The 13,600-nt window shown below is 45.5% G+C and carries 7 protein-coding genes; 6 read left to right on the forward strand and 1 reads right to left on the reverse strand.

All coding sequences use genetic code 11. The annotated features are described in order from the left end of the window. Positions 1–184: hypothetical protein (locus GJQ68_RS23405; protein WP_235941702.1), on the reverse strand; the 184-nt coding region annotated here is incomplete at its 3' end. A gap of 53 nt (positions 185–237) precedes the next feature. Here GJQ68_RS23405 and GJQ68_RS17325 point away from each other — a divergent pair. The 6 genes from GJQ68_RS17325 (at position 238) to GJQ68_RS17350 (ending at position 13,554) form a co-directional block, all read left to right on the forward strand. Beyond that, a complete protein-coding gene (locus tag GJQ68_RS17325) occupies positions 238–2,148 on the forward strand; it encodes a hypothetical protein (protein WP_162418559.1) in 1,911 nt (636 codons plus the stop codon). Positions 2,149–2,150: 2 nt separating this feature from the next. Continuing rightward, the gene (locus GJQ68_RS17330; protein WP_235941704.1) at positions 2,151–3,296 is read left to right on the forward strand and encodes a PKD domain-containing protein; all 1,146 of its coding nucleotides are present in this window, start codon (positions 2,151–2,153) and stop codon (positions 3,294–3,296) included. Positions 3,297–3,384: 88 nt separating this feature from the next. Continuing rightward, entirely contained in the window at positions 3,385–4,395 is a 1,011-nt protein-coding gene (locus GJQ68_RS17335) for a Gfo/Idh/MocA family protein (RefSeq protein WP_162418560.1), read from the forward strand. 7 nt (positions 4,396–4,402) lie between these two features. Next, complete coding sequence (locus GJQ68_RS17340; protein WP_162418561.1) at positions 4,403–5,437, forward strand: Gfo/Idh/MocA family protein; 1,035 nt, start codon at positions 4,403–4,405, stop codon at positions 5,435–5,437. 69 nt (positions 5,438–5,506) lie between these two features. Next, positions 5,507–11,962 (forward strand): PAS domain S-box protein, encoded by a 6,456-nt coding sequence (locus GJQ68_RS17345; protein WP_162418562.1) that lies wholly within the window; start codon positions 5,507–5,509, stop codon positions 11,960–11,962. Continuing rightward, complete coding sequence (locus GJQ68_RS17350) at positions 11,959–13,554, forward strand: ATP-binding protein (RefSeq protein WP_162418563.1); 1,596 nt, start codon at positions 11,959–11,961, stop codon at positions 13,552–13,554. The genes GJQ68_RS17345 and GJQ68_RS17350 overlap by 4 nt, the downstream gene beginning before the upstream one ends. The last annotated feature ends 46 nt before the right edge of the window (positions 13,555–13,600 follow it).

A 13,600-nucleotide genomic window follows, 5' to 3' on the forward strand; every position in this document is an offset into this window, starting at 1 on the left:
AATATTCCGGAAAAATAGCCGCATAAAAAAGGCTGCCCTTTTCGGACAGCCTCATTTGCTGAAACGGACATTTGCTGCGGAAGTTGAAAAATGCAATCGGGCTGAATGACGGTGCGGTTATTAAATACCGTAAAGCCGAACGCGTACAAAAGGCCGCGTCGGGCAATAGGGATTTTTGTGTCATATCTTTTTATTTTAAATACTTATTTTATTATATTCCAATCCCAAATAACCTATATGATGAATTGTTTTCTTAGCGCTGGCTTGTGGATTATTTTATTGCTCGTGTCACCTGATGCTCTTCCCCAATCGGACACTACTTTTCTTAAAACCGTCCCCTATCATACTCTGGCACCGCCTCCGGAATGGGCCCTGTTGCAAAGGCAATTAATGGATGCGCTCTATCCAGCGGCTATGGAATTCGTGGAGAAATACACCCATCCGGATGGCAGCTTGATATGGCGGGATGAGTGGCCGGGAATGGATGGCTCGGACGATGGTTACGAAAGTTTTTACAATTTCCCGCTGTATTACGCCTTGGGAGGACCTAAGGAAATGGACAAGCTTTCCAGGAAATTATGGGAGGGAGTCACCCGGCAATTTACCGAATATGGTCAGGTCGTAGATGAATTTGATGCCGGTTACGATTGGATGCATCATGGCGAGGCCTACACCAACTTTTACTTTTTTGGTTTGGCAGATCCGACCGATAAAAAAATGAGGGACAGGGCACTGAAATTTGCGGCCCTGTATTTCGACGATGGGACTGAAAACTCCAATTTTGACAGTGAGTTGAAAATCATCCGCTCCCCCTTAAATGGAAGCCTGGGTCCCAGAATGGTCAATACCGCCGAAGATTGGGTTACCCACAGGCCTATCCTTTCCAATTACCCCCTTCCTTACGACGATATTCCCCATGTCACCTCAGGAAAAGACTGGAACAACGACGAAAAATTCGCTTATATCCTGGAAGCGTTAAACGAAAGGATGATGAAAGGGGACGTACCGCTGAACCTGGCCGCTACCAGCTTAATGCTAAATGCTTTTATGTATACGGGGGATGAAAAATACAAAAAATGGGTGTTGGAGTATGTACAAGCCTGGATGGATCGGGTAGAAAAAAACGGGGGCATCATTCCGGACAATGTGGGATTGTCCGGCGAGATCGGCGAACACATGGATGGCAATTGGTGGGGAGGCTATTACGGTTGGAAGTGGCCGCACGGTGTCCGGAATAAACTGGAGGCTACCACCATTGGAGCTTCCAATGCGTACCTGGTATCAGGCGATGAGCGTTACCTGGAACTGCCCAATTCCGTCATTGAAGCCATCAGCCGGGAAGCCAGAGAGGAGGATGGTAAAAAGCTTTTGCCCCATCGGTACGATCAACGAGGCTGGTATGATTACAGACCCTTACAAGCCATGTACCCCACCCATATCTGGTACATGTCCAGAAAAGAAAGGGACTGGGAAAGGGTAAAAGAAATGTTGGATCCGGATGAAATGTTGCAGCTAAATTATGTTAAGGGAAAAGGGGAGGAACGGAATACGGCCACCTGGTTGGGGTATTTGGAAGGAGAGGTACCCAGCTATCCGGTTGATATCTTAAAGGCCACCTATCAGGAAATGCAAAAACGACTGGAAAAAATCAGAACGGATACCACTACTCCGGATCAGCAGGACGTTCATCATTGGCTGAACCTCAATCCGGTAATTCTGGAAGGTATCGTGCAAACCATGCTGGGAGCACCTAACCATATTTATCACGGGGGATTGCTGCATACCTCCGTTCGCTATTTTGATCCTGAAAATGAACGGTCGGGCCTTCCTGCGGATATGGCTGCCCTGGTGGAACAAATTACGGAAGCCGGAATTTCCCTTACCCTGGTCAATCTTCACCCCACCGAAGCCAAAAAGGTCATTATTCAGGGAGGCATGTTTGGGGAGCACCATATCCAAAGGGTGAATCAGATTGAAATTTATCCCTATCAATTTGATACCGTGGACCATAAATTTTTCCAGGCGGAGCTTGGCCCAGGATCGGTGGTTAAACTGGAAATAGAAATGTCCCGTTTTAAAAATACCCCCAGCTATGCCTTCCCCTGGCATGGCGATGAAATACCGGTGATAGAAAAGACATACGAATAACGATGGATTCGAGAAACCGATGGCGTTTTGGTTTGATGTGGAGCATGCTGTTATGCAGTGCATCATTGGTCTGGTCTCAGAAAGCTACGGAAGGTTCCTTTGCGACCGCCAGGGAGGGCCGGGTATTTAAAATTTATCAGTTTTCCCCGGAAAACATGCCGTATATAGATGGCAAAGCAGGTGATTGGGAAAGGGTACCCGATTCCTACACCTATGGCACCTCATTACTAAAGGATACCGAAGATGGGCATGGGGCTGAGATTGACACTACGGACATCGATGTTCGCGTAAAAGTTGGGTGGGTCAAAGGGATGAATCGTCTTTATTTTCTGTACGAGGCCTATGACGATTTTTGGGATTTCAAACGGTTTAATCCCAAAGGTTACCTCAATGACATTTTCGAAATTGTGGTAGACGGTGATTTCTCAGGAGGCCCTTTTATCTATAATCCTTTGCGGCCGGAAGCCAGAAAGTGGGGGAATCATCCGGCTCATATCCAAAATCACCTGGAATTCAGTGGCTATCACGCCCAGAATTACCATATTTTCACGCCTCCGGTAAACGGAAGCTGGGTGCTGATTTGGGGGTCCCAGCCCTGGGTAGCTGCTTTTCCCCATGCTCACCAGGCCTATGATTTTGATTTCAAACAGGGGGAATCCGGAAAATTGACCCTGGAATTTTGGATTACGCCGTATGACCATGCCCCCTATGAGGGAGCGGAGCTGGCAGTGGAATCGAAACTTTATGAAAACAAGGTAATCGGCTTGTCCTGGTCTGTTTTGGATTTTGATGGGGGAGACAGAGAGGGGCATTACAATTTATCTCACGATACCCGAATGGTATCGGATGCTTCCTATTTGTGCGCCTTTCGGTTGATGCCCCTGGAAAAGGATCAATTGCCGGATATCAAAGCGGACTGGACCTTTTCATTGGTAAAAAATAAAGCAAGAACGGTAGCTTTTAAAGATGAGTCGGTCGGTGAAATGGAGGCATGGTATTGGGATTTTGGAAATGGTGATTATTCCAGAGAGCAACATCCTGTATATCAGTATCCTGAATCCGGAGTACATTACAATGTTACCTTGGAAGTATCCGGTAGAGGTGGAAAGGATAAGAAAACCCGTTTTTGGGAAGTGATGATTCCCTGATTTTGTACTTACTTTAGATTTGGCAGTTAGCAGAAATCTACTGCTGCCATCGTTACACATTTAAAAACTTTTTCCTAAGTTTAGCCTTATGAAGAAATTGGAAGGTAAAGAAGTCAAATGGGGTGTTCTTGGTGTGGGGGATGTCTGTGAGAAGAAAAGCGCACCCGCCATGCAAAAGGTAAAAGGCTCCCGCTTAGTGGCGGTCATGCGTCGGGATGGGGAAAAGGCAGCAGATTATGCCCGAAGGCATGGAGTCTCCAAATGGTATGATGATGCCCAAAAACTAATCAACGATCCGGAGGTCAATGCCATCTACATCGCCACCCCACCTTATGCCCATCTGGAATTGACTAAACAAGCGGCAGCAGCGGGGAAGCCGGTTTATGTTGAAAAGCCCATGGCCCGGAATTACCAGGAATGCAAGGAAATGATCCGAGTGTGTCAGGCAGCGGAAGTGCCGGTATTTGTTGCTTATTACCGGCGAACCCTACCCAATTTTCTGAAAGTAAAAGAATTGGTGGAGGCAAGGGAAATAGGAGAGGTCCGCTATGTAAGCATTACAATCAACCAACCCAGGCATCCGGATATGAAGGAGGACACGGCAGCCAACTGGCGCATTGATCCCGAGATAGCCGGAGGAGGGTATTTTTACGATTTGGGTTCTCATCAACTGGATTACCTTGATTTTTTGTTTGGCCCCATAGCCGAAGTCAGTGGAATTGCTAGTAATCAGGCGGGTGAATACCCCGCAGAAGACATCGTATTGGCTAATTTTAAGTTTGAAAGTGGGGTTTTGGGCAGTGGAAACTGGTGTTTTACCACGGGAGAATCATCCAAAAAGGACGAAATCAAGGTTATTGGTACGGCTGGAGAAATCAGTTTTCCCTGTTTTTGGGGAACGTCGGTTACCCTCCGTAAAGACGGCAAAGAAGCGCAGGAATTTACGTTTGACATGCCTGAAAATATTCAGTATTTTTTGATTCAATCGATTGTAGAGGAATTATTGGGCAAAGAAAATGCCAGCCCAAGTACGGGAGATACCGCTGCACGAACCAATTGGGTGATGGAGGAAATGACGAAGAATTATTATAAAAAATAAGAACAAGATGACTCAAAACAAACCTTTAGGATTTGGGATTATAGGAACAGGGGCCATAGCCGGGATGCATGCGGAAGCCATCAATGCCTGTGAAGATAGTAACTTGATAGCGGTATGCAGTTCCAGTCCGGAACGTGCCCAAAAGGCAACTGCGAAATTTAACGTACCGGCCGATGCGGATCGAAAGGCCTTTCTTTCCAGAAAAGAGGTGGATGTGGTTTGTATTTGCACCCACAGTGGCAATCACTTGGAGCCTGCCCTGGAAGCCGCTCGGGCAGGTAAGCATGTTTTGCTTGAAAAGCCCATAGAAGTAAACCTGGAGCGGGCCGATGCCCTGATAAAAGCCTGCAAGGACGCAGGGGTGACATTGGGGGTTATCTTTCAAAACCGGCTTAAGCCGGGTTACCTGAAATTAAAAGAGGCCGTTCAATCGGGGAAATTAGGAAAGTTATTGATGGGTACGGCGGCCATTAATTGGTATCGAGATCCCTCGTATTACAGTAGTAGTTCCTGGAAGGGAACCAAAGAGGGCGATGGAGGAGCTGCGTTGATTAATCAAGGGGTGCATACCATTGATTTGTTGTTGGATATTATGGGAGATGTCGAGGCCGTATTCGGTCAGGTACGAACAATGGTGCATGCCATTGAGGGGGAAGATACCGGAGCAGCCATTGTTAATTTTAAAAGTGGAGCCCTTGGTACCATTACCGGTGGTACTTCCTTGTATCCGGGCAGTCCGGAACGATTAGAAATTTATGGGGAGAAAGGAACGATCATTCTGGAAGGAGGTAAAATTCTGGTTTATGCAATCAAAGGGGAGGAATCAGGCATTGCTGCGGATTCCGATTTGGGAGGTAGCGGGGCTTCCGACCCCATGGCGATTGACTATAAATTGCATCAGGGGCAAATAAAAGACATGGTTGAAGCAATCCGAACCGATCGTAGCCCCATGGTGACTGGCGAGGATGCCCGACGGTCTCTGGATTTAATTTTGGGGATTTACCGCTCTTCTGCTGATAACAAAAAGCTAGAATTAATGTAAATTTTCTTTTAAAAAGTGTAGCTTTAGTGCCAGGGAATCGAAGGAATTAAAAACGATTTTTAATTTTTTATGGGATCAAAGGAGCATCAAAAAGTGCAAGACAAACTGGAAAAATACGGTTTGCTGGACATTAGGAAGGAAGAAGAATTTGATTCCATTTCCCGACTAGCTAGTATATTATTTGATGCGCCCATATCCCTGCTTACTGTGCTAACGGAAGAAAAGCAGTACTTTAAGTCCCGAATAGGCATCGAACTTACGGAAACTTCGATTGATGAATCATTTTGCAAGTTTTCGATAGAAGATCCGGATGAGGTGATGGTAGTAGCCGATGCCAGGAAAGACCCCCGATTTAAGGATAACCCATTGGTTACCGGCGATCCAAAAATTGTTTTCTACGCCGGAGTTCCGATTTTCACCCCCGAAGGTCATCCTGTAGGAGCGCTTTGCGTCATCGACCATAAGCCCAGAAGGGTAGCGTCACATAAATTAGCCGCGCTGAAGGCCCTGGGGACTCAGATAAAGCGCATACTGGACCTTCGAAAAAGTCATCAGGAGCTCGAGAAAACCAGCGATAGGCTTCAAAATGAAACCAGCCGCCTTTCGAATATATTAGAGGCGACGCGGGTGGGTATCTGGGAGTGGGATATGGTGAAAGATAAGGTGGTAATTAATGAGCGGTATGCAGAAATGGCCGGATACACCAAAGAAGAATTAACGCCATTTTCCATGGAAACCTGGTATTCCCTTGTGCATCCCGAGGACCGAAATGTGTCGGATAAGATTCTGGAAGAGTGCTTTGAAAAAAAGAGGGACTTTTACAATACAGAATGCCGTTTGATTCACAAGGAGGGCCATCTGATCTGGATCAACGACAGGGGGAAGGTGACCAAATGGTCTGCTGACGGCAAACCGCTGATGATGTCCGGTACCCATACGGATATCACCGAAAGGAAAAACAGGGAAATTCAATTTCAATCCATTTCTGACAATATACCTGGGGTAGTTTACCGCTATCGCAGGTATCCTGATGGCAAGGATGCGCTGGAATTGGTCAGCAACGGGGCTTCGCGCCTTTGGGGTGTTACTCCCGAACGGGCAATGAATGATAACCAGGTAATTTGGGATCGCTACCACCGGGAGGATTTGAAATCCCATTTGGAAACGATAGCCGAATCTGCAAAAAACCTGAGTTTCTGGACTCACGAGTGGCGCTATCTTCACCCGGACGGCAGTACTCGCTGGCATAAAGGTACGGGAAACCCAAGCAAATTGAAAGATGGCAGTATTGTCTGGGATGCAGTTATCCTGGATATTACCAAAAGGAAGGAAGCAGAAATAAACCTTGAAAAAACATTCGATTCGCTTCGGGAGCGGATTAAAGAACAGGAGTGCTTATACCGCATCACCCGGTTAAGTAATTCCCTTTCGGAGTGGGATTCATTACTTGAACAAGCGGTGGAGATACTTCCGACTGGTTGGCGCTACCCCGAACATGCCATCGCTACCATACATTATGGAGAGAGGAACTTTTTTAGTTCCGGGTTTACCTCTTTTTCAACCTCGCTAAACGCCTCCTACACGACTATTGAGGAAAAAAAGCTTTCTCTCAAAGTGGGATATCCGATTGGTTTTGAGGTAAATGAAAAGGATTTTTTTTTCAAGGAGGAAGTCCGGTTATTGGATACACTGGTTGCCCATTTGGGGGCTGCCATCGATCAATTAATCGCAGAGGAAGCGATAAAGGCCTCCAATGACAGGGTTAATGCCTTGGTACGGAATATTAACGGTATTTTTTGGGAAGCAGCTATTCAAAACAATTCCATGAAATTTTTTAGCCCTCAGATAAAGGATATTTTAGGGTATACTGCAGAAGAACTGCTGGGATCGGAAAACTTTTGGGAGGAGCATATCCATAAAGATGACATGGAGCGGGTTCTTACCGAGTCTCGTAATAACATACGAGATGGAAAAGATTATACCGTTGAATACCGGATACAAACTAAAGATGGAAAATGGGTATGGATTAATGATATGGTTCATATTGAAACAATCCAAGGCAAGGTAGCGACCGTTAGAGGCTTTATGCTGGACGTAACGGAGAGGAAATTAGCCGAAGAAGCGCTGGCAAAAAGTGAAAAGCGATTTAAGGCATTAGTACAGGCGGGTTCCGATTTGACAGCCATTTTGTCCTATGATGGCGAATACCTGTATGTTAGCCCTAATTACCCACAACTTTTGGGTTATAACGAGGTAGACATTTTAGGCTCCAATGCCATCGAAAAATTTCACCCGGATGACCGGGAAAGGGTTATTGCTGAATTTGCGGATTTGGCTCAAGAAAAGCGGATAAAATGCAGTCCTTACCGGTATAAGCGGAAGGATGGTTCCTGGTGTTGGTTGCAAAGCGTGGCCACGGATCTTTCCGATGATCCGGTAGTGGGTGGCATCGTGGTAAATAGTGTGGAAATTACAGAATTGATTGAGGCACAGGAGCGACTGAAGAAAAGCGAAGCGAGGTACCGTGGATTTTACGAATCCCAGACCAATTTTGTCATCAGAACCGACCTGGATGGTAATTATACGTATGTAAATAAAAAATTCATAACCGATTTTGGATGGATTTATCCTGATGGGAAAATAATCGGGAAAAGTTGCATGCCCTCTATTTGTGCGCATGACCAGCAAAGGGTGATTGATATCGTGGAAAAATGCATGGCCCTTCCGGAAAAAATTTTCAAAATTGAGATCGATAAGCCTAAGCAGGGGGGAGGCACGGTCACTACGCTTTGGGATTTTATTTGTATGGTGGATGGCCAGGGAAATCCTCAGGAGATCCAGTGCATGGGCATTGATATCAGCGAGCGGGTCGAATTCGAACGAGAGCTGAGGAAAACAAATGAGCGGTACGAATACATTAATCGGGCTACGAAGGATGCTATTTACGAGTGGGATGTAGTGGCTGACGAATTTCTGTGGGGAGAGGGTTTTTACCGAATTTTTGGATTTGAAAAGGGGGAGGAAATTGCAAAAATCTCCGATTGGCCAGCATTTATGCATCCCATTGATGCTAAGAATCACCAGAGCGACTGGGATTATTTTTTAGCTGATGCGGGTCAAAAACGTTGGCATAAAGAGTTTCGCTTTCGCCATAAAAGCGGTGGCTACTTATATACCGAGGAGATCGGGCATCTGATTCGGGACGAATCGGGAAGACCCGTTCGAATGATTGGCGTATTGCGGGATGTTTCGGAAGTAAAAAAAGCTTCTCTTTTGCGGGAAATGGAGTATGAAGTTTCCAGTTTCTTTAAAAGTGAAGTCAGCCTAAATGAAACCCTTTTCGGCGTTTTGGCCTATTTATCCCGCTACGGCGGGTATGCGGGCGGAGAAATCTGGATGGTGGGTATCAAGGGCAAACAGATTAATTTGGTTCAAAGTTATTGGCAAAATGATAAACTGGCTCAAATAGCTGGGAATACCGGTTCGTTCTCTTATGGAAGCGGACTTCCTGGCAAGATATGGCAAGATGGAATCCTGCAGGTTTTCGAAAATTTATCGGAAGTTTCTTCCTTTAGCCGGAAAAAGCTGCTCACTTCGGGAAATATGAAGGAAGCTGCTGGTGTTCCACTCTTTCAAAAAGATGAAGTGGTGGGCGTGGTGTTGCTTTTTGGGGAGAAACAGGGGGAGGTCATTTTGACCGATACTCAGGTGTTCCATTCCCTGGGAGTATTTTTGGGGGCTGAGATCCGGCGTAAACAGCAGGAAGAAGAAATGAAGTTGTTATTCGAGAGCGCACCGGAAATTCTGGCCATCACGGATCCCGAGGGGTATTTCTTAAAAGTTAATCCTGCTTTTTGCGAGTTGTTGGGCTACTCATCCGGAGAGCTGGTTTCCAGGCCTTTTACGGATTTTGTTCATCCCGAGGATCAGGCAAAAACGAAGAGTGAGATTCCGGAAATGTTTTCGAGCGAACGACAAACCCGGAATTTTGTAAATCGCTACCGTACCAAATCCGGAGCTGTTCGATGGATTTCCTGGAATTCTTCCGAAGTTTTTGGAGAAGAAGGATTGGTATTTTCCTATGGCCACGATATTACTGAGCGGGTGGAATTGCAGGAATTGCTGGACAATGCTACGAAGCTTTCCCGGGTAGGAAGCTGGGAGATAGATTTGAAAAATAATAAATTGTTTCTCTCATCGACTTCCAGAGAAATTTACGAACTGCCGGAGGATCAATTTCCGACCGTCGAAGAAGCGATCCATTTTTATCGTCCGGATGTCCGGGAATATTTAACGGAGACCATTAATGAAACCATTCAATCCGGAAATCCATGGGATGTCCAACTTCCCCTAATTACCTATACGGGGAATGAAAAATGGGTAAGAAGTATTGGAAAAGCCGAATTTGAAGAGGGAAAGTGTACGCGATTGTTCGGATCTTTTCAGGATATTCACAAGCAAAAAACCAATGAAATTCAGCTTACCAAAAATAACCGCTTATTGGAAGTGATTTCCAAGGTAATTGGTAAGTTCTTGTTGGTGGAGGATTGGAGTCAGGTTTTGAATGAGGTCTTGGAGCTGACCGGAAAGGCCATCAGCGTCGATCGGGTGTATTTTTTTCAACGTCACCCGCTGCCCATTCATGGAAAGCCGGTAGTCAGTCAAACAGCTGAATGGTCCAGAAAAGGAATTCCTTCACAACTACATAATCCGGATCTCCAAAATATGACACTGGAGGATTATCCTGAAATATATCAACGGCTCCAAAACGGAGAACCTTTCGCAATTAACCGGAGGGATTTACCTGATGGTAAACTAAAATACTTACTTGATGACCAAGGGATTGTCTCCACATTGGGCATGCCAGTCATAATAGATAATGAGTTAAATGGATTGTTGGGATTTGACGATTGCGCCAAAGAACGGAGCTGGTCTGAAAATGAATGGTCCTTTTTGCAAACCATAACCTCCAATCTTTCCTCGGCCATTCAGCGGAGAAACAGCCAACTGGCACTTCAGCAATCCTTTGAAGAAAAAAATGCCATATTAGAGAGTATTGGGGAAGCTTTTTTTGCGTTGGATAAGGATTGGAAAATCCGTTATTGGAACCATCGGGCAGAGCAGCTTATGGGCTTAAACCGATCCAGTCTTTTGGGACTGGTGTTGTTCGAAGTGTTTCCGGATATAAAGAGATATAAATTTAAAAGGCAATACCTTCATGCCCTGGCCACGCAGTCTCCGCTTCATTTTGAAGAATACTTTGAACCTTTGAATAGTTGGCTGGAGGTAAATGCCTATCCCTCAGATGGTGGCTTGAGTGTGTTTTTTAAGGACATAACGAAAGAGAAAATGGCTTCTGAACATGTCCGCCTCTCCAACGAGCGATTTGAAAAAATTGCCGAAGCGACCAACGATGCCATTTGGGATTTCGATGTCGAAAATAACCGGTTATTTTGGGGTAAAGGGTTCAGCACCTTATTTGGCTATGATCTGGAGTCCCTTAAACCTACCTTGGATCTTTTGGTGGAATTCATTCACCCGGATGATCGGGAAAAGGTGGTCAGCAAAATTCAGCAATTTTTTAAAAGTGAAACGCTTACGAGCTGGTTTGAGGAGTACCGGTTTTTGCAAAAAGATGGATTTTACGCTTTTGTAATGGACAGGGCGGTATTTATCCGAAACCAGGAAGGTAAGGTTACCCGCGTGGTGGGAGCCATGACGGACATTACCTACAGGAAGGAATACGAAGAGTCATTGGAAGCCCTGAACCAACAGATGACCATGCATGCGAAAGAACTGGAACGGTCCAACCTGGAACTGGAGCAATTTGCCTACGTGGCCTCCCATGACCTACAGGAACCCTTGCGGATGGTGAGTAGTTTTATGGGGCTTTTGGAACGGAAATACGGGCCGGAACTGGATGAAAAGGCGCATCAATACATTCGTTTTGCCATTGATGGGGCGAAGCGAATGCGGCAGATTATTTTGGACCTGTTGGAATTTTCCCGCATTGGAAAACATGAGGAAAGTTTGAAGCTGATCTCGACCAAGCAATTGGTGGATGAAGTATGTGTATTACAAAAAAGAATGATTAGGGAAGCCAAGGCGCAGGTAATATACGGAGAGCTTCCCTCAGTGGTTTCCTATCGGGCACCACTCATGCAGGTGTTTCAAAATTTGATCGGAAACGCCCTAAAATACACCCGGGCCGATACTCCGCCGCGAATTGCCGTTCATGCCGAGGCGGAAGGAGATTTCTGGAAATTCTCCGTCGAGGACAATGGTATTGGAATTGATTCCAGCTATCACGAAAAAATCTTCATTATTTTTAACCGGCTTCATAGCGACAGAGAATTTGCAGGCACGGGTATGGGGCTGGCGATTGTGAAGAAAATCATTGAAAATTTGGGGGGTAAGATAGGGCTGGATTCCACTATAGGGAAAGGAAGTACCTTTTATTTTACCATACCCCGGACCTTAAGTTCCGTGGATAGTAATAGGCAGGAAAACGTGAAGGAGAGATGAGGAGAATTCCTAACCGACCGTTGTTAAATAGTATGATTGCCTTTATCGGCACCTTGCTGGTAACGTTTATTATCAGTAACCGCGTGTATGTTGTTGGAAAGCGTAATGATCAATTTTTGGTCAGAGAACAGGCGATAAGCATAAAAGAAAAAATTCAAAACTCACTGAAATACAGTGTTAGTTCTACGAGATTACTGGCATTTTTAGTAGAAAAGGACCTGGTGGCATCTGATTTTGAGTCACTGGCAGGGCAAATTTTGGCAGAGAACCAATCAATAGATGCGTTGCAGTTGGTAGAGGGGGGGATAATTGTAAGAACCTATCCGTTGGCAGGTAACGAGGCTGCTATTGGGTTAAACCTAATGGATGACGTGTATCATCGAAGGGCGGCCGAAAAAGCGAAAGCCAGAAACAGCTTGTTTTTTGAGGGACCTTTTGCGCTGAAACAGGGAGGTATGGGGTTGGTTGGAAGACTACCGGTTTATAGGCAGGGTAAGTTTTGGGGTTTTTCAGCGGTGGTAATCAAGTTGGAAAGCTGGATTGAAAATTTGCAACTGGGTCAGGATAGTTTCAGGGAGTTATACAGTATTCAACTGGCCAAGGTGAATGATGACGGATCTGAAACGTATTTTCCTTTTTCCGGTAACGAAATCCCGATGGATGGTCTTTACCAAAAAACCTATATTGAGGAAGGAGATTGGTATTTGTACGTCAGCCTGAATAAACCGAGGCATCTGCAGGAGGCGGGGCTTTTTTTTATTTTCGGACTGATTTTTTCTGGGCTTTTGGCGGGATTTGTTTATCAGAAAACGGCAGAACCCATCAAACTTAAACGGTCGGTATCGGATAAAACGAAGGATCTTGAGGTGCTGAATCATAAATTGGAAAACCGAGCAAAGGAGTTAAGCAGGTCCAACCTGGAACTCGAACAGTTTGCCTATATCGCTTCTCATGATTTGCAGGAACCCCTACGCATGATCAGTAGCTTTCTTACCTTACTTGAAAAAAGATATGCTCCGAAACTGGATGACAGGGCCCGAAAATACATTTATTATGCTGTTGACGGCTCCGACCGAATGCGGCAAATCATTCTGGGGCTTTTAGAATTCAGCCGGGTAGGGAAAAATGAAGGGAAACTGGAGAAGGTGGATCTTAACAAGGTGGTAGAGGAGGTTAGGTTGGTTTTTCGAAACCGGATTAAGGACCTGGATGCGTCGGTTCAGGTATCGGCCTTACCGGTGGTCCAGGGATATTACCTTCCGCTGATTCAGGTTTTTCAAAACCTCGTGGGCAATGCATTGAAATACCATTCCGAAAGCAGAAAACCGGAAATTCGATTGACAGCAGCAGAGGAAGGAGCATTTTGGAAAATCTCCGTAAACGACAATGGAATTGGCATCGCCCCTGAAAATTTTGATCGAATATTCGATATTTTTGTCAGGGTTCAGCGTAAAGAGGATTACGAAGGAACGGGAATCGGACTGGCTACCGTGAAAAAAACCATCGAAAGATGGGGCGGAAGGGTAGGAGTGGAATCCCAGATGGGGGTTGGATCCACCTTTTATTTTACCATTCCCAAAAACGCCGACTAATGCACCCTGTTTTGATTTCTAGATACATACCAACCAGCGACGATGT

Source organism: Cyclobacterium roseum (genome assembly GCF_010119225.1).
Taxonomy (GTDB): domain Bacteria; phylum Bacteroidota; class Bacteroidia; order Cytophagales; family Cyclobacteriaceae; genus Cyclobacterium; species Cyclobacterium roseum.